A 16,283-nucleotide genomic window follows, 5' to 3' on the forward strand; every position below is an offset into this window, starting at 1 on the left:
CAGGTAGTGTTGCCGTTTGTAGATGCTGATTTATCATTGTCTGTTCTTACACTTGTACACTCATCCCTATTATCTCGTAATCTTTTTCAAAAATCTAAGTATATGTAGCGTGTGTTAGGCGTAAGCCGTAACGCACCTGATTCCAAGGTTTTGGTGCGTTATGCTGACGCTAACACACCCTACGTATCTTTTCAAAAATCAAATATTAGTCCTATACAGCACTTCCCGAAGTTAGGAGGTACACTAATTGACCGAATTACCGTTTGTCTGTGCTAATAGCATTCAAAATATTTGTACCTCATAGGAGCAGGAAGTGCTGTATATGGTTTTAATTCTTAAAAACAGCAATTTATTAGCTAAAATTAGATAAACATACTAAATGCAGATTAATATCTTGAACAACTAGATACTATAACTAGTTTACAGACACTATATAAAATCGCCATTTTTTTTGCTCCGCCAACAACCATAAGTTCTTACAAAACAATCAAAATCTATTTACGTTTACCAAATCCTTAAAAATGCCAGATCCATTAATGTATCACCAAGATAATTTTGTTGTTCTAGAAACAAATCAACAAGAACAGTTTTTAACACAGCCAGAGTTATTAGAGAAACTTAAAACAACTCTCCAAAAGCTCACAAGTCAAGACTTACCACCTGATGTGCAAAAATTTGACACTTTTGAAGCTCAAGCACAGTATTTACTAGACACAAGTTGCGAATTAGATATCGGTACTGGGCAATATTTGCAATGGTATGCAGTTCGTTTAGAAAAGTAACTTTTTAGTCAATGTTTGATGCTGTTGATAAAATCAAAAAAGCTTGTGTTAAGGTAAGCCACTTCCGCGATGAAATGATTGATAGATTTTTAAGCAGCTTTGTATCCAGATTCTTTCTTACCTAATAGAACTATTCTTTCAGAGTGTGAGAAACAAATCGCTGAAAGCTTTTTGGAGCTTTGCTTTTCACTGTTCGCCTAAAATTTTTTATTTATGTTGGGAAATAAAGCCTCGCATCTTGGTTAAATTAAAGCTCAAGATTCTGGATTCGATTCTTGTTTTCCGAGAGTGACAGAAGAAGGATAATATAGGAATCCGGTTTGATTTTTGAACAAAATTAAGTATTTGTAGGGTGCGTTACGTTGTCGCTAACGCACCTACGTGTCTGTTCAAAAATCAAATAGTAGTCCTGTATTTTACCATTAAATTAAAATAAACTAGTTTGTATAGAGTTATCTAGTTCAAATTTTCCTCGTTTAGATACATAATCAATCAGCTTAACCCAATCAATTTGATTATTTGTCATAAAATTGAGTATAAATTCTTGAGTCATTTCATTAACTTTCGCAGCATACGCAGATTTAAATTTTTCATCTCTCTCTTTTGCTTTTTCATCAATTGGTACAATTATTTCTTGATAAAGATTATCGTCATTAGATATAAAATACCAAAAATCTTGACCAGCATATTTGTAATAAACTTTTTCAATATCTATATTATTTTTTAAATGCACAGTCTCTCTTCCATACATGCAGCCATTTACTGCAATAATCTCATTAGTAACACCTTGTTGTCTTAAATTTTGTTTTGCAATTTTAAAATTACTTTTCATTGCGGCTATCTGGTCAGAATTAGCCCAATTAATTCCAGATTTTATTCCTACTATATAATAAATACCATCTCTTTCAAATTCTAAATCTACACTTTTAAAATTAGATTTAAAACCACCATATAAAGATTGAGATACATAGATTGTAGAATATCCAAACAATCACCAAGGATAATTTTATTACGCCACTCCTCTAAATTTGGAGCAGATTCATTTGGGTCTGAAATTGTAGATATTTCTGGGGAAATACTTAAACTCATTTTTGTAGTACATACAAAATATTAGAAACTTATTAATAGCATGATTTTTAGACTCAATGCATAAAAATAAAGCAACAAAGTTTCGTAAGCTATTAAAAAGATTAGTATGTTTCAAAGTTAATTTTAAATAAAAACTTTGATTTTCGATAATCAAAGCCCGTGACGAGGATTGAACTCGTGACCTCACCCTTACCAAGGGTGTGCTCTACCACTGAGCCACACGGGCAAAATATCATTCTGATTTTTCAGCTAGAAATTATAATGCTGGGAGTTTTTGATGCTTACCCAGACATTATAACTTATAACTTCGTAAGTGGTGGGCCGGGCTGGATTTGAACCAGCGTAGGCGCTAGCCAACGGATTTACAGTCCGTCTCCATTAACCACTCGGACACCGACCCGATTTGTCTCACGATTCAAAATCTTAGCACCACCTTTTAGAAATAGCAAGTGATTAGAAAAAATAACTTATGGGTAGAGATGGCAACAAAATTGCGTCTCTACCATCTGAATAAAAATACTGGTTACACGCTCATCTCCAGCATTCGTTGCATTGGTCGCAGTGCAGCAAGGCGAATATCCTCTGACATGGTAATTTCGGGAGTGCGATTTTTCATTGCCCAGTAGAGCTTTTCTAGGGTGTTTAACCGCATAAACGGACATTCGTTACAAGCACAGTTATTTATCGGCGGTGCAGGAATAAAACGCTTGTCAGGAGCTAATTTTTGCATTTGGTGAATTATTCCCGGCTCTGTCGCCACGATAAATTCCTTGGTAGGGCTGCTTTGACAATATTTGAGTAAGGCGGCTGTGGAGCCAATAAAGCTGGCGTGGCGCAATACACTACTTTCACATTCTGGGTGTGCGATCGCCTCTGCTTCGGGATGGGCAATTTTTAACTGGACAATTTTCTTTTCCGAAAAAGTTTCATGGACAACACAGCTACCTTGCCATAGCACCAAATCTCGTCCAGTTTGTTCCATCACATACCGCCCCAAGTTCCGATCGGGGGCAAAAATAATCGGCTGTTCTTTCGGTATCTGCTGCACAATTTTCACAGCGTTGGAACTGGTACAAATAATATCGCTCATCGCCTTGATATCAGCAGAGCAGTTGATGTAAGACACCACCAGATGATTCGGATGCGCTGCCTTAAAAGCTGCAAACGCCTCTGGTGGACAACTGTCTGCTAAAGAACAACCAGCATTCAAATCTGGTAAAAGTACTAATTTATCGGGATTAAGTATCTTTGCTGTTTCTGCCATGAAGTGAACACCAGCAAAGACGATCACATCCGCATTGGTTTTTTCGGCGGCTCTTGCCAGTTGTAATGAATCCCCAATAAAATCGGCAATATCCTGAATATCTGGCTCTTGATAATAATGTGCCAGGATAACTGCGTTGAGTTCTTTTTTGAGACTCTCAATGGCGGCAAACAAATCTAGTGGTAGTTCACCCAGTTGGGTTTTTTCTCGTTGAGCTAATGCAGTAGTAAACACAGTTTAGGGGTGCTTTATGTTGCAAATTTATGTCCTGTGGATTCAATTATAGTAGTTTTTACCAAAAATAGTGGACGGTTGATATTTTGGGGTTGTGTCCAAATCGGGCTGAGTTTCATATCCTGGAGATAGACGGCAAGGAAAGTGGCATGACCAGTCAGAAAACTCAATCGATAAACCTCAAAATTGCTGTAGTTGGAGATATTCACGACCAATGGGAAGTGGAAGATGGCGTTGCACTCAAGCATTTGGGTGTTGACTTAGTGCTGTTTGTCGGGGATTTTGGCAACGAGTCAGTGGAAGTGGTCAGAGCGATCGCATCTCTCGATATTCCCAAAGCAGCCGTGATGGGCAACCACGATGCCTGGTACACCGCCACCGAATGGGGACGCAAAAAGGCTCCTTATGACCGATCTAAGGAAGACTGGGTACAGGAACAACTCGATTTATTAGGCTCGTCCCATGTCGGTTACGGGAAGCTGGATTTTCCCGCTTGGAATTTAACTGTAGTGGGGGGTCGTCCCTTTACCTGGGGTGGCCCAGAGTGGAAATTCGCGGAAATCTGTCAAGAACGTTACGGTGTGACGAGTTTGGAAGAATCCGCCGATCGCATTTTCAAAGCAGTCAAAAGCGCCGCTTACGAGACAATTATATTTTTGGGACACAACGGGCCTAGTGGATTAGGCGATCGCCCCGAAGACCCCTGCGGCAAAGACTGGCATCCAATTGGCGGCGACTTTGGCGATCCAGATTTGGGCGAGGCGATTTCTCAAGCCTTAACTGCTGGTAAAACCATTCCCCTGGTGACATTTGGTCACATGCACCGAGATTTACGCCATACCAAGAAGGTGCAGCGCAAACCCATCTTTAGAAGTCCAGAGGGGACAATTTACTTAAATGCGGCTAGTGTCCCCAGGATTGTGGAAAATGACAGCGAGAAGTTGCGTAACTTTTCCATTGTCTCCCTAGAGGCGGGTGTGGTTTCGCAAGTTTCCCTAGTTTGGGTGGGGAATGACTTTCAGGTGGCTAAGGAGGAAATTTTGTATGAGCGATCAAATCCGGTAGTGCAATCTGCGTAGATAATAAGGTATAGTATTATCTGTCAAGTTTAGTGCTAACCAACAAAAGCGCCTGAATAGCGTCTGAAACTAGGATAAGCACGAGTTTGACAGATTTACTGGAGAGGTGGCAGAGTGGTCGATTGCGTCCGACTTGAAATCGGATGAGGCTAAAACCTCCGGGAGTTCGAATCTCCCCCTCTCCGTTGAATAGTTTGAGAATTAGATATTGATTAATAGCTATTGCTTATTAGTTAAGCAGGAAGTTGATACAAAATTTCATATCACATCCTTATATAAGTGCTTTAAGTGATCAGGTAAATCTATTTCCTGGGTTTGCTCAACTGATGTAGTTGGAAGACCGCTCAGTTCGTCTAAATCTCGGATTTTTCTAACAAGTATCTGAATTAAAGAACCGTTTTTACCTAACTCAAAAATGTCATTTTTGTCTAAGACAACTATTCTTTTTTGGGTCTTAGCATGAAAAATTACTTGACGTAATCTACAGTCACTGATTGCTCTCTGTCTAGTATCACCTGATTGAGGAAAGCCTGCTGCTCCGTTCAGTGTAAAAAATATTCCCAGTCCGACTGTGCTTGAGAGATTTAAGTCTAAGATACTGCATAGTCGCGCAAACTGTTTGTCAGGCAAGCGATCTTTGGTTGCTTTTGCTTCAACAACTATGCCTCTTTGATTCTCTTTAAGATAGAGCTGATTACAAACATATAACCAGGCTAGTTGATCTCCACTAACTAGAAAGTCGTATTGAGGCCCTGCTGACTGAAAGCTCTTGAAGCTTGTAGCTCCTTGAAGTCCACGAAAGACAAGACAGACAATTTGCTCAAGCAACTCACCAGCTTGTTTACTTTGTGGAAGTGTAGGATTTTTCAGTTGTGTAAATTCTTTGAGTTGTTCTAAATATTTTGAAAGTCTTGGGTCTTTTACGGTGTACAAAAAAGATGCTAACTTATCTGATGCTGGGTCGTCTCTGTTAAGAAGTGCCAGAGTATCGAGAGCTGATTGAACTAACTCTTCTTGACTGGGCATACCTTAATTAGAGAAATTCGATTGAATCCATAGACTTTGCCATAATATCAAAGGACAATTCATTGTAGTCTTCAACACTCTTTTCGCAAAATGGACAAACCCAAGGCAAATTGGGAAAGCCTTGACCATAGGGAATTGCCCCTGCTGGCACATCTGGCTCACAGTTATGATAAATGAGAAGCTGATTTTCACAGAGTCCCTCAGCTTCGAGAACAGCTATGACTGCAAGCGCTTCAAAGTATTCCAATCCCAATCTGACGGCAAGCTGGTGTGGCATAGCCGTTTTTGATGGTTTCTGAAAGTGCCTACTCAGTTCAGCCCTTTGCTCACCAGATAGGAAATCTAAACGTCCTTTACAAATCACGCTGACCATTGCCTTAGCCTCGAAGTCCAAGTTCCCTTAGAAGAAACTTTAGTACACCCGTACTCCCTCCATAGTATCCTGAATGGCACTTTAGGTGCTGAAGAGAATCTTGGGTTTTAGAACCGGGTTTGAGTCCAAAATAACAATGTGCTTTGAAAAGCTTTTCTAATTGGGCTTTGGTTTTTGAACCTTCAGTGTCAGCTTCCCTCAAATTGACTTCTCTGTCTAGACTGAATTCATAAGATTTAGTGCCCCATTCTTTGAGCAGAGTACGTAAAAGGGCATTTTCAACATTACTGATTTTCTCCATATCATCTGTAAAGCCAAGTGTCTCTAGTGCAGATTCAGCTAATTGTCGAGATAGTGCCTGTAACCCACTCGCATCAATTTCTTGCACTCCAGAACTATGAGCATTCAGAGCAACCCCCGCAGATTCTGCTCTTATCCGCAAGTGCTGCCATTTATAGTGAAAATCATTGATAGATTTATTGAGATATTTATTCCACATTTCATGAAGAACTAAACGAGGAAGATTGGGGTAAACCCATTGACCTTGCAGATAATCAGCTAATTGATCGAAGAATGGTGGAATATATAACCAGAAAGGAAACTGTGTTGATTTCTCTGTGTGTTCATCAGTGCGTGGAGTAAATGAGAAGCCTTCCCATGATAAAGCAACATAATTATGCCCGACCTCAGCAATAACAGACCACCGAATATTACATTCCTCAAACTGGCTAGTTTCACCAGTCTTCCTGCGGACATAATCAGGAATCTTATAGGTGCGAATATACCATTTCTGTAGTCCCGTAGTCTCTTGAAGTGGGCCATACCAGCCCTCTTCACCAAATTCTGTTAATAGCAAAGCAGGCGACTTTAAACTAGGTGTACAAGCACTCTGTCCTTGCTTGATGCTCAACCACATCCTTGGCTGCTTGACATACGCTAGTAAAACTTCATCTGTAGTAAGTTCACCTTTTTCAAGGGAATTAGCTATGTGTAAAGCTATTTTTTCTTTGTTCTCCTTACTCGCAACTGACGGAGCAATTTCTCTGAGGGTTGCAGCCTTAAACTCCCAACTAGACAAAAATTGTACGCAAAAATCTTTGCCAGAAGGGAAGCCATAATCCACAAAAGCTTTAATGCTCATAGAATTTTTTGTTAGGAGGTCAATTTTACTAAGTGGAAGTGATATTAGCACTCAGAGCATACTAGGATAGCGTCTATTCTAGGTATTTACTTTTGATATTTATTTCAAAACCGATCGCTCCTCTCTTCTTTGCTTGCATCGTGCTAGCATAAGGATAAATCCTGCTTGGAGGTAAAGCGATGGCTACCCTTTATGTAAGAAATTTACCCGATGATTTGTATGCAAAGCTGCAAGAGTTAGCGGCATCTGAACACCGTTCCATTAACGCCCAAGTTATAACTCTGTTAGAGCAAGCTTTGAAGACTGAAGCACAGCAAGCAGAAGACGAAAAGCGAAAAAATGTCCCAAAACTTTTAGAGGAAATTCGTCTTCGCCGTGAGAGTCGTCAGACTGATGTCGAATGGCCTGATAGTACTGCGTTAATCCGAGAAGACCGAGACAGATGACTATCCCTCTCAGGTGTGTTGTAGACGCAAGTCTAGCTATTAAACAATTTATACCAGACGATCCACTAACTCCAAAAGTTAATCAACTGTTTGCTCATCTTGCCAATCCCCAAACTGCAATCTTTGTCCCAGACCTGTTTTACATTGAGTGTGGCAACATCATTTGGAAGTATGTCCGCGCCAGACTTTATGCTGTTGCTGATGTACCAGCAGATTTAGCAACTCTCAAAAGCTTCCCGTTGCGTGTTGTGTCTACGGCTGATTTGATGGCAGATGCAGTTGCGATCGCATTAAATTATGGAATCTCCGCCTATGATGGCTCTTATGTAGCACTTTCACAGCAGATAGGTGCTACTTTGCTGACTCTAGATGGCAAGCTGGTAAAGGCTTTAGCTGGTTCGTCTTACAATGTTTCCTCGTTTAATGACTTCGAGGTTCCGCCGTTGGAGTCGATTTAATATTCAATTATCAAAAATGCCTTTTACTTATAACCGCACGGTTCGCTTTCAAGATACTGATGCTGCTGGGGTAGTTTATTTTGCTAATGTTTTGGGTATTTGCCATGAAGCTTATGAGGAATCTTTAGAAGCATCAAGTATTCATCTCAAAGATTTTTTTACTAATCCGTCTGTGGGGTTTCCGATTGTTCATGCTAGTGTCGATTTTTTGCGCCCTATGTTTGTTGGGGACAAGTTGCTGATTAGTTTAATTCCCCAAAAAATAGGTGTTGAGAAGTTTGAAATTAATTATGAAATTGCAGTGGGTGAGGTGGTAGTTGCTAAGGCTATTACTCGCCATGTTTGTATTGATGTGAGTAGTAGAAGTAAGCGGGAATTAGCTGATGAGATTATTCAGTGGTTGGAGACGAACCGCAGAGACGCAGAGAAGCCAGTGCGTTGGGCGGGTTCCTCGACTTGAAGCAACTGGCGCGGCGCGGAGATAAGAAGGTTGAGAGAGATTATGTGATGGGGTTTTGCAGGAATTCTATGGCTATTTGTTGTAATTGTTGGCGGTTAATCTTACCTTGGGGGTTGCGAGGTAGACTTTGTTGGGGAATCCAATATTTTGGGATTTTAAATTTACTGAGTTTGTCTTTGAGTAGGGTTTGGATTTTTAAGGCAGAGGTATCTGATTGTTTGGGAATGTAAATCGCTGTTAGGGCTTGTCCCCAGTGTTTATCTGGAATGCCGATGACACAAATATCGGCAACCATTTGAGTAGCTTGTATAGCTGATTCAATCTCTGCTGGATAAATATTTTCTCCACCTGTAATAATTTTGTCGCTGTTACGTCCGACAATATTTAAATGACCTTGATTGTCTAAAAAGCCTAAATCATCTATTTGGAAATCAGTTTGATTTTCTCTGGTTATCGGATAGTAACCAAGCGCTAAAGATTGAGCGTCAATGGTAATATTTCCGATTTGATTGGGATTTAAAATTTCGCCTTGCTGATTGCAAATAGTTATTTTTGCATGGGGAAGAATTTGACCACTGCTAATTTTACCGCCGAGAAAATCATCTGGTTTGAGGGTGGCAATTTGAGAGGCGGTTTCTGTCATGCCATAGGTAGGTGCTAACCGGATGCGATGAAATCTGGCTTTTTCTAGTAGTTCGTTCCATGCTGGCGCACCTCCCAAAAGTACAGTATTAAATTGAGATAGCCATTCGGTTAATTCTGGATTTTGTAGAACGCGTTGTAATTGTGTTGGTACTAAAGATATGAAATATTCTGATTGTTTTATATTTAATATATTACCGAATTCTACGGTTTTAAATGGTTGAATAGCTAGTTTACCTGCGGTAGTAAAAGAACGCATAAATTGCATTAAACCGCTAACGTGATATAGCGGTAAAACGCAAAAAGAATTGACTTGCTTTATTTGAAAGTAGTCGCTAAATCCTTGTACAGATGCTGTGAGAGTTTCCCAAGTATGGATGGCAAATTTCATCTGTCCCGATGAACCACCTGTAGAAATCATGATGTGATTGGGCATTGGGCATTGGTAATTATTTCCATTCCCTATTCCTATTCCCCATTCCCTATTCCCTATTCCCAAAATAACATCTGGCTGTACTAAATCAAAGACTTGTTGCCATTCTTGTGTTCCCCAATCGTGGTTACACAGAAAAACTGGACAATTAGCTGCACAAGCGGCAATAAAACTTGCTAAAAACCGTAATGGTTCACGTTCAGCTAAGATGATTTTTGGTGGTGTTCCAGACGCTGATAATTGTGTTAGTTCTAAATATAATTCTTGAGCTATTTGATTAAAATGATTGCTGTCATAACCGATAAGCCAATCATCTTGAGCCAGGTTATTAAGACAGTCTAAAGGTCGTTCCATAAGCTTTGAAACCACGTTTCTTCTTGTTCAAAAAAATGGTCGATGCCAAAACCAATTGCCCGATTATTTCGGGATAATTCTGCTGCTAGTTGGAGTGCTGCCTGTCTTGCGATCGCAGTTTCAAATACTGATGAAAATACAGTATCAATTTGATGCTGTTGACAAAACTTTCTCAGACGAGATGGTGATCCGGCTATTCCAGGCTTTATGACAAAAATCCCTCGCCAACCTTGTTGATAACAGGCGGCGAGTTGTCCAAGTGTGGCGACAGATTCATCTAAAGCGATCGCAGTTTCATAACTCTTACTCAATTCCAACATCTGCTGAAATTGCTCAACGGGTAACGGTTGTTCGATAAATTCAATTTCTACAGCTAGTTCTGGATTTGCCTTGAGGTTGTCGCAAGTCCACAGCCATAAGTTAGCTTCTTCATAGCTGAGTCCACCGTTGGCATCTAATCGCAGTTTGGTAGAGGCTGGTAAGGTGTGTATCAGTAACTCAAAAATTTCTAGTTCATCAGCGATCGCATCCACACCAATTTTCCACTTAAATGTGCGATATCCTTGTTTCCATAGAGTTTCCCATTGATTTAAAGCCGCTTCCCCGGCTGGTAGTAAGGCACTGAAAGATTGGGCGTGGGGCATAGGGCATAGGGCATAGGGCATTGAAAAGAATTCGCTCCCACAGGCTGACTCAAAGCCAAATTGACAAGCTGGTAACTCATCTGGGATGGAGAAAATTATCTCGTTTGTGATTTTTTCTGGAAGTTGGCGACAAAAATCTAAGGCTTGTTCTAGGGTTTCGGAACCAAACCAACTTATAGGGGCGATTTCTCCCCAGCTAACTTTACCTGATTCATCTGTAAGGCAAAGAATAATACCTTCACGAATATCCCATTTACCATGATTGGTAGTCAGCGATCGCAAAAACCTTCGCCGATAGGGACGAAATTGAAACCCATAAGTCATTAGTCAAGATTTATTAGTGATTCTCCCAATTCCCAATTCCCTAGAGAATAAATCCCAAGCCGAACAACGAGCAAGCCCAGAAATGCACGGCTACAGCGATGAATTTACAGTTACTAACTTTGTCCGGCTGGTTGTGATTTTCTTGGACGTGGCGACATAATTTGACAGCAAAGGGTAAACTCACCCAACTAAGTAACGTCCAAGCTGGAGAAATCCCCAATAGTACAAATAGCAAGGTGAGGGGATAAATGCTAGCAGTAAACCAAACTAGGAGTTGCGCCCCTTTTTGGGTTCCTAGACGGACGATAGGCGATCGCTTCCCTGCCGCTATGTCATCCTTAACTTGGTGAAAGTGTGAGCAAAATAAAATTAAGGTTGTGGCAATCCCGACAATCACTGAGGCTGCTAAACTTGTCATTGACCAAGTTTGAGTCTGACTGTAATATGCTGCCTCTACTGCTAAGGGGCCAAAGGCAAAAAAGCAAATAATCTCGCCTAAACCCTGATATCCTAAGCGAAAGGGAGGCCCTTGGTAGGTGTAGCCTAAACCACAGCATAGTAGAATGATGCCGATCACAGTTAGGTCATGTTGCCAAAATGCGATCGCTAATATGCCCAGCAACCCCAAGCCTAAACACAAATTTCCTATCCAAAATATTAGTGGCTTATTGCCTGTTAAGTTCACCAGAGAATGGTGCTTGTTTTGATCGATACCTGTTTCGGAATCAAAGACATCATTACTGATATTTTCCCAGGCAAGAATTAAGATTGCCGCAGCTACAAAAGTAGAAAATACTACACTATTGAAAGTTTTAGTTTCAGCAAATGCCACTGCTGTTCCTACCCAAATGGGCATAATGGCAACGCTATACATTGGCGGTTTAATCGCTGCCATCCATAACTTAGTGTTGGGATATAAAATTTGCTTGGTAGTCATCATCTGTGATTAATTAAATTACCGGAATATTACTCACACTTTAGATTTTATGATTTAAAGAGACGCTAGATATGGAAAATATACAAACAACTGCCACTTTTACTATGGCTTGTTAGCCTTGTGTTGTTAACACTCACCCTCACATTGCAATCTCAGGCTTAAACTGTCTTATCATAGTCTGATAACACCACGAATAAGACAAACCCTACGCTGGTGAAATGGCAACTTAATATGTTACCTGTAAAAATACGACCACGATTAATTACACTTTAGGAAGTAACTTAAAAAAAATTTACTATCGTTAGATCCATGACAGTTTCACCATGTCGTAGCAACTTGTTTTTAGAGCGCAAAGATTTATATCAATTTCTACTATCAGTCCAAGAAAAGTGCCTCCAAAATAATGACAAGCAAATTGTCAGTGTCTCTCAAGAGATCGATTTAGTCGATCCTTTACTTGTATTGGATCGACTTACACAAGCAAATGAAATAAATTTTTACTTTGAGGATAGAGCTAAAGGAGAAGCGATCGCAGCAATTGATTCTGTAGCAAAATTACAGATTGATGGTGCAGATCGTTTTGCTCAAGCCGAATATTTTATCAAATCTTGTCTAAAAAATATAATTAATTTTGGTAACGCTAATCAACCTTTTTCTGGGCCTCACTTTTTTTCTTATTTCAGCTTTTTTGATAAAAATGCCCAAGTCGATTATCCGTTTCCATCTGCTACCATTTTTCTTCCGCGTTGGCAAGTAGCCGTTAAAAATCAGCGTTGTATATTAGTAACAAATATAATTATTAATGAAAATACAAATATTCAAAGGTTGTTGGAGAATCTGCAAAATAAAATTGAATTTATCCAATCCTTAGAATATTACTCTGCTAATATTGATTGTTTTCCGGCAAACTTCTACAAGAAATCTGTCACAAATGCGACTCAGTTTAAACGTTCAGTAGTATCTGTTTTGGAACAAATTAGGTCTAGTCATTTAAGTAAGATTGTCTTAGCAGATATATTAGATGTAAAATCAAGCAATCATTTTGACTTAATTAAATCCTTAAATAATCTTAGGAGAATACATCCTAATTGTTATATATTTTCTACAAGTAATGGCAAAGGACAAAACTTTATTGGTGCAAGTCCAGAAAGATTAATTAGTATTAATAATCAACAGTTAATTACGGATGCTTTGGCTGGTTCTGCACCGCGAGGTAAAACCCCTGCTGAAGATGCAGCTAATGCCAATCGCTTACTAAATAGTGAAAAAGAAAAGCATGAGCATTCGCTAGTACTTGATTTTATTACCCAACGCCTACGCCAACTAGGTTTGTCACCACAAATATTAGCACCACGGCTGCGACAATTATCGAACATCCAGCATTTATGGACACCAATAAGTGCTACAGTTCCAGCGAACATCCACCCATTAAAAATTGTCGGACAATTGCATCCTACACCAGCCGTTGCAGGTGCAGCACGAGATGTAGCCTGTGCCGAAATTCGTCGTTACGAAAGCTTTGAGAGAGGTTTGTATGCTGCACCTTTAGGTTGGATAGATTCTCAGGGTAACTGCGAGTTTATTGTGGGAATTCGTTCAGCATTGATTGATGGCGATCGCGCGAGATTGTATGCTGGTGCTGGTATCGTTGCTGGCTCCGATCCTGATAAGGAGTTTGCAGAGGTGCAACTGAAACTTCAGGCGTTATTGAAAGCGTTAGTTTAAAGTTAATTACTAATCTTGTATGCCAGCTAAAGATATTTACCACCTATGTGAGTTGATTTTAATTATCCAAAGAATTGTAGGCTTCATTGAGTTTGGCGGCTGACTCTTCTAATAAACGTTGTTCATCAGGATTTCTTGGTAACACCAGTTGGCGCTCAATACCTTGGGAGCTAATGATACATGGAAGTCCAAGAACAACTTCACTACCAACTCCATAGTTAGAATCTGCTCTCACCGATACTGGAAATATTTGCTTTTCATCTCGCAGGATAGCATCAACTAACTGACAAACTACTATTGATATGCCATAACTAGTATTTCCTTTACGTTCAGAAATTTTATAACCTCGCTTACGGGTTAACTCTGCGTACTCTTGCTGAATTTCTTCCAGCGTTGCTCCTTGTGGTAAGGGAAATTCAGCTAACAAAATTCCCCCAATAAATGCACGAGACCAAACGACAAATTCACTGTCTCCATGCTCTCCAATCACATAAACATGAACGTCTTTTTTACTAACGTTCAATCGCTTACCAAGTTGATATCTAAGTCTAGCAGTATCAAGAACGGTTCCTGAACCGAAAATTAGGTTTTCTGCTCTAGTGGAACTGGCGATCGCAATCCGTGTTAGTACATCGACTGGATTGCTAACGATAAGTACGATTGAATTTGGTGCAACTCGATCCAATTCTTTCATCGTCGAACGCATGATCTGTGCATTGTCGCTCAACGTATCTAATCGGGTCTGTCCTTCTTTTTGCTGCACCCCAACAGTCACAACAATGATATCAGAATCCGCTAAATCTTCATACTGATTTGATGGTATAATCTCCATGTCTTTAAGTAGGGGAATGGTGTCTTCAATATCCCATGCTTGCCCCTCAGCTTTTGATAAAGTTCGGTCAAAAAGGACGACTGTTACACATTTACCAAGTAGCACTAAATCATTTGCTACATTTGCACCCACATTACCCGCACCAATAATACCGACCTTGGCTATTTTGCTACTCATACGAAATCTACTTTTTTGTAACTGGCTTTACTATAGGACTCCGATCTGATTTTTGAAAACATATTGAGACTGAAAAGCCAGTTTGCTCTGGGTTTCATTTTAAATTTTGTTCAGAAATCAGACATGAGTCCTATATGTGAGAATACTTTACACTAAATCCTGATGAGTAAAAGCTTTAGCATTTGCCCCGGTGTAAGTAGCTACAATATGACCATCACCAGTCATTTGATATTTGTATGTCACTAATCCTTCCAAACCAACGGGGCCGCGGGGAGGCATTTGTTGCGTACTAATCCCTACTTCTGCACCGAAACCATAGCGGAAACCATCTGCAAATCTGGTAGAACAATTGTGGAATATATTAGCTGAATTTACTAGTCCAAAGAAAGTTTCTACTGATGCTGAATCTTCAGTAATAATCGCATCTGTATGACAAGAACCGTATTCGTTAATATGTGCGATCGCAGCTTCTATCGAGTCTACAATCTTTATCGACAAAATAAAATCGCTGTATTCTGTTTCCCAATCTATCTCTGTTGCAGGTACGATATTAGGTAAAAGTTCCAAGGTGCGTTTATCACCTCTTAATTCTACATGGCGTTCTTGCAAAGCATCGGCAACTTTGGGTAAAAACTCCGTAGCAATCGATTGGTGAACTAGCAAAGTTTCAATCGCATTACAAACAGCCGGATATTGAGCTTTCGCATCGACGGTAATCGGAACTGCTTTAGAAATATCAGCAGCTTTATCTATATAGAGATGACAAATTCCATCAGCGTGACCTAATACAGGAATCCGTGTATTTTCTTGAACAAACTGCACAAAAGAATTAGAACCTCTAGGAATAATTAAATCTACATATTTATCTAATTTCAAAAGTTCTAAAGTTTCTTCTCTTGTTGTTAATAACTGTACCGCATCAGGGTTAACAGCAGTTTCAGATAATCCTTGTTTAATTGCTTTAACGATCGCTTCGCAAGAACGCACCGCTTCCTTTCCGCATTTGAGAATTACCCCATTTCCAGATTTGATTGCTAAGGAAGCAATTTGAATCGCCGCCTCTGGACGCGCTTCAAAAATAATCCCCAAAACACCTAAAGGACAAGTAATTCGTTTGAGAATTAGGCCAGTATCAAGTTCGCGGTGAATTTGGATTTTACCAATTGGATCTGCTAGTTTACCAACATCTTGGACTCCAGCGATCGCATCTCTTAATTTATGTTCATCCAACTGCAAGCGTTTATAAAGCGGTTGGGGAATTCCCTCGGCGGTAGCAGCTTTACAATCAGCAACATTTGCTTGTAAAATTTCATCTTTAGCCGATTCTAAAGCTTGCGCGATCGCAATAATTGCTTGATTTTTTGCCTCGGTGGAGAGAATCGCCAGCTTACTGGCGGCTTTGCGGGTTTTTTGGGCGATCGCAATTAGGGGAGAACCAATATCAAAAATAGTCATAACAGAAATCTTTACTTTTTCTTCATCTTATCAATCTGAGTCGATCGTTGCCGATCGTCTTCCCCCAATCGGGTGAACCATCTGGGTAATCCATAATTACTCTGATCGGGTGAAGCAAAACTTGCTTTAAAACATTTATTCTGTGAATATGAAACACAGAGGAAGTAACAGTAACAACTTCACCACTATATAAATAAATTAAGTATTATTACAGGCAATATTTGAAAGCCTTAAAAATGATTTATGCGTACCCAAGACTAGAGAGACATCGTAATTTATGTTTCTCTAGTCTTTTACTTAAGTAGATAATTTATACTGCCATTATTTAAACTTTTACGAAATTGCAGTGACGATCGCTGGATCTATTGAGTATTGATAGATTAAATACCACTCCTTTGCTAGGGAGAT

At 39.8% G+C, this 16,283-nt stretch carries 16 protein-coding genes and 3 tRNA genes; 7 read left to right on the plus strand and 12 right to left on the minus strand.

Annotated elements, in window-relative coordinates; all coding sequences use genetic code 11:
* Positions 1-521 precede the first annotated feature (521 nt).
* Entirely contained in the window at positions 522-782 is a 261-nt protein-coding gene (locus tag V7K55_RS00835) for a chlororespiratory reduction protein 7 (RefSeq protein WP_094331675.1), read from the plus strand.
* A gap of 427 nt (positions 783-1,209) precedes the next feature.
* On the opposite strand, the gene V7K55_RS00840 is transcribed toward V7K55_RS00835, so the two are convergent.
* The 4 genes from V7K55_RS00840 to nadA all read right to left on the minus strand — a co-directional run bounded on the left by V7K55_RS00840 (position 1,210) and on the right by nadA (position 3,369).
* Entirely contained in the window at positions 1,210-1,773 is a 564-nt protein-coding gene (locus V7K55_RS00840; RefSeq protein WP_334827204.1) for a PmeII family type II restriction endonuclease, read from the minus strand.
* A 252-nt stretch (positions 1,774-2,025) separates the two neighbouring features.
* Positions 2,026-2,097, minus strand: a tRNA-Thr gene (locus V7K55_RS00845).
* Between the two features lie 88 nt (positions 2,098-2,185).
* Positions 2,186-2,271 (minus strand) — tRNA-Tyr (locus tag V7K55_RS00850).
* A 123-nt stretch (positions 2,272-2,394) separates the two neighbouring features.
* Positions 2,395-3,369 (minus strand): quinolinate synthase NadA, encoded by a 975-nt coding sequence (gene nadA / locus V7K55_RS00855; protein WP_334827206.1) that lies wholly within the window; start codon positions 3,367-3,369, stop codon positions 2,395-2,397.
* Between the two features lie 149 nt (positions 3,370-3,518).
* Here nadA and V7K55_RS00860 point away from each other — a divergent pair, with 149 nt between their 5' ends.
* On the plus strand, positions 3,519-4,448 hold the full coding sequence (locus V7K55_RS00860) for a TIGR04168 family protein (RefSeq protein WP_334827208.1): 930 nt from the start codon (positions 3,519-3,521) through the stop codon (positions 4,446-4,448).
* A 100-nt stretch (positions 4,449-4,548) separates the two neighbouring features.
* Positions 4,549-4,633, plus strand: a tRNA-Ser gene (locus V7K55_RS00865).
* Between the two features lie 73 nt (positions 4,634-4,706).
* Here V7K55_RS00865 and V7K55_RS00870 read toward each other — a convergent pair.
* Genes V7K55_RS00870 through V7K55_RS00880 form a run of 3 tightly spaced genes read right to left on the minus strand, consistent with a single transcriptional unit; the run spans position 4,707 to position 6,988 of the window.
* The gene (locus V7K55_RS00870; protein ID WP_334827210.1) at positions 4,707-5,474 is read right to left on the minus strand and encodes a hypothetical protein; all 768 of its coding nucleotides are present in this window, start codon (positions 5,472-5,474) and stop codon (positions 4,707-4,709) included.
* Positions 5,475-5,481: 7 nt separating this feature from the next.
* Positions 5,482-5,847, minus strand: coding sequence for a hypothetical protein (locus V7K55_RS00875; RefSeq protein WP_334827212.1), 366 nt, complete (start codon positions 5,845-5,847; stop codon positions 5,482-5,484).
* A gap of 4 nt (positions 5,848-5,851) precedes the next feature.
* Positions 5,852-6,988 (minus strand): hypothetical protein, encoded by a 1,137-nt coding sequence (locus tag V7K55_RS00880; RefSeq protein ID WP_334827214.1) that lies wholly within the window; start codon positions 6,986-6,988, stop codon positions 5,852-5,854.
* 179 nt (positions 6,989-7,167) lie between these two features.
* Between V7K55_RS00880 and V7K55_RS00885 the strand changes: the two genes are divergently transcribed.
* The 3 genes from V7K55_RS00885 to V7K55_RS00895 are packed head-to-tail and all read left to right on the plus strand — an operon-like array spanning position 7,168 to position 8,352.
* Positions 7,168-7,434, plus strand: a complete 267-nt coding sequence (locus V7K55_RS00885) for a FitA-like ribbon-helix-helix domain-containing protein (protein WP_334827216.1) — start codon at positions 7,168-7,170, stop codon at positions 7,432-7,434.
* Positions 7,431-7,892: a type II toxin-antitoxin system VapC family toxin gene (locus V7K55_RS00890; protein WP_334827218.1), complete on the plus strand. Its 462-nt coding sequence runs from the start codon at positions 7,431-7,433 to the stop codon at positions 7,890-7,892. The genes V7K55_RS00885 and V7K55_RS00890 overlap by 4 nt, the downstream gene beginning before the upstream one ends.
* A 16-nt stretch (positions 7,893-7,908) precedes the next feature.
* Positions 7,909-8,352, plus strand: coding sequence for an acyl-CoA thioesterase (locus tag V7K55_RS00895; protein ID WP_334827220.1), 444 nt, complete (start codon positions 7,909-7,911; stop codon positions 8,350-8,352).
* 40 nt (positions 8,353-8,392) lie between these two features.
* Here V7K55_RS00895 and V7K55_RS00900 read toward each other — a convergent pair whose 3' ends face one another.
* From V7K55_RS00900 to menA, 3 genes are read right to left on the minus strand one after another with little or no spacing between them, the layout of a single operon-like run.
* The gene (locus V7K55_RS00900; protein WP_334827222.1) at positions 8,393-9,781 is read right to left on the minus strand and encodes a 2-succinylbenzoate--CoA ligase; all 1,389 of its coding nucleotides are present in this window, start codon (positions 9,779-9,781) and stop codon (positions 8,393-8,395) included.
* The gene (locus tag V7K55_RS00905; protein WP_334827224.1) at positions 9,766-10,749 is read right to left on the minus strand and encodes an o-succinylbenzoate synthase; all 984 of its coding nucleotides are present in this window, start codon (positions 10,747-10,749) and stop codon (positions 9,766-9,768) included. Before V7K55_RS00905 ends, V7K55_RS00900 begins: the two co-directional genes overlap by 16 nt.
* Before the next feature lie 40 nt (positions 10,750-10,789).
* A complete protein-coding gene (gene menA / locus V7K55_RS00910) occupies positions 10,790-11,686 on the minus strand; it encodes a 2-carboxy-1,4-naphthoquinone phytyltransferase (protein WP_334827456.1) in 897 nt (298 codons plus the stop codon).
* Between the two features lie 309 nt (positions 11,687-11,995).
* Between menA and V7K55_RS00915 the strand changes: the two genes are divergently transcribed.
* A complete protein-coding gene (locus V7K55_RS00915; protein WP_334827226.1) occupies positions 11,996-13,411 on the plus strand; it encodes an isochorismate synthase in 1,416 nt (471 codons plus the stop codon).
* Between the two features lie 58 nt (positions 13,412-13,469).
* Here V7K55_RS00915 and V7K55_RS00920 read toward each other — a convergent pair whose 3' ends face one another.
* Both V7K55_RS00920 and V7K55_RS00925 read right to left on the minus strand, forming a co-directional pair.
* Positions 13,470-14,420: an L-lactate dehydrogenase gene (locus tag V7K55_RS00920; RefSeq protein ID WP_334827228.1), complete on the minus strand. Its 951-nt coding sequence runs from the start codon at positions 14,418-14,420 to the stop codon at positions 13,470-13,472.
* Between the two features lie 147 nt (positions 14,421-14,567).
* Positions 14,568-15,875: a glutamate-5-semialdehyde dehydrogenase gene (locus V7K55_RS00925; protein ID WP_334827230.1), complete on the minus strand. Its 1,308-nt coding sequence runs from the start codon at positions 15,873-15,875 to the stop codon at positions 14,568-14,570.
* Positions 15,876-16,283: the final 408 nt, after the last annotated feature.

Origin of the sequence: Nostoc sp. (assembly GCF_036919895.1) — a bacterium.
In the GTDB taxonomy this organism is placed as follows: Bacteria; Cyanobacteriota; Cyanobacteriia; order Cyanobacteriales; family Nostocaceae; genus Nostoc.

What these genes read in the sequence shown, in the direction of transcription:
- V7K55_RS00835 (WP_094331675.1), top strand. Translation starts at nt 522, where the DNA reads ATGCCAGATCCATTAATGTATCACCAAGATAATTTTGTTGTTCTAGAA.
- V7K55_RS00860 (WP_334827208.1), top strand. Translation starts at nt 3,519, where the DNA reads ATGACCAGTCAGAAAACTCAATCGATAAACCTCAAAATTGCTGTAGTT.
- V7K55_RS00870 (WP_334827210.1), bottom strand. Translation starts at nt 5,474, where the DNA reads ATGCCCAGTCAAGAAGAGTTAGTTCAATCAGCTCTCGATACTCTGGCA.
- V7K55_RS00875 (WP_334827212.1), bottom strand. Translation starts at nt 5,847, where the DNA reads ATGGTCAGCGTGATTTGTAAAGGACGTTTAGATTTCCTATCTGGTGAG.
- V7K55_RS00880 (WP_334827214.1), bottom strand. Translation starts at nt 6,988, where the DNA reads ATGAGCATTAAAGCTTTTGTGGATTATGGCTTCCCTTCTGGCAAAGAT.
- V7K55_RS00885 (WP_334827216.1), top strand. Translation starts at nt 7,168, where the DNA reads ATGGCTACCCTTTATGTAAGAAATTTACCCGATGATTTGTATGCAAAG.
- V7K55_RS00890 (WP_334827218.1), top strand. Translation starts at nt 7,431, where the DNA reads ATGACTATCCCTCTCAGGTGTGTTGTAGACGCAAGTCTAGCTATTAAA.
- V7K55_RS00895 (WP_334827220.1), top strand. Translation starts at nt 7,909, where the DNA reads ATGCCTTTTACTTATAACCGCACGGTTCGCTTTCAAGATACTGATGCT.
- V7K55_RS00900 (WP_334827222.1), bottom strand. Translation starts at nt 9,781, where the DNA reads ATGGAACGACCTTTAGACTGTCTTAATAACCTGGCTCAAGATGATTGG.
- V7K55_RS00905 (WP_334827224.1), bottom strand. Translation starts at nt 10,749, where the DNA reads ATGACTTATGGGTTTCAATTTCGTCCCTATCGGCGAAGGTTTTTGCGA.
- menA (WP_334827456.1), bottom strand. Translation starts at nt 11,686, where the DNA reads ATGACTACCAAGCAAATTTTATATCCCAACACTAAGTTATGGATGGCA.
- V7K55_RS00915 (WP_334827226.1), top strand. Translation starts at nt 11,996, where the DNA reads ATGACAGTTTCACCATGTCGTAGCAACTTGTTTTTAGAGCGCAAAGAT.
- V7K55_RS00920 (WP_334827228.1), bottom strand. Translation starts at nt 14,420, where the DNA reads ATGAGTAGCAAAATAGCCAAGGTCGGTATTATTGGTGCGGGTAATGTG.
- V7K55_RS00925 (WP_334827230.1), bottom strand. Translation starts at nt 15,875, where the DNA reads ATGACTATTTTTGATATTGGTTCTCCCCTAATTGCGATCGCCCAAAAA.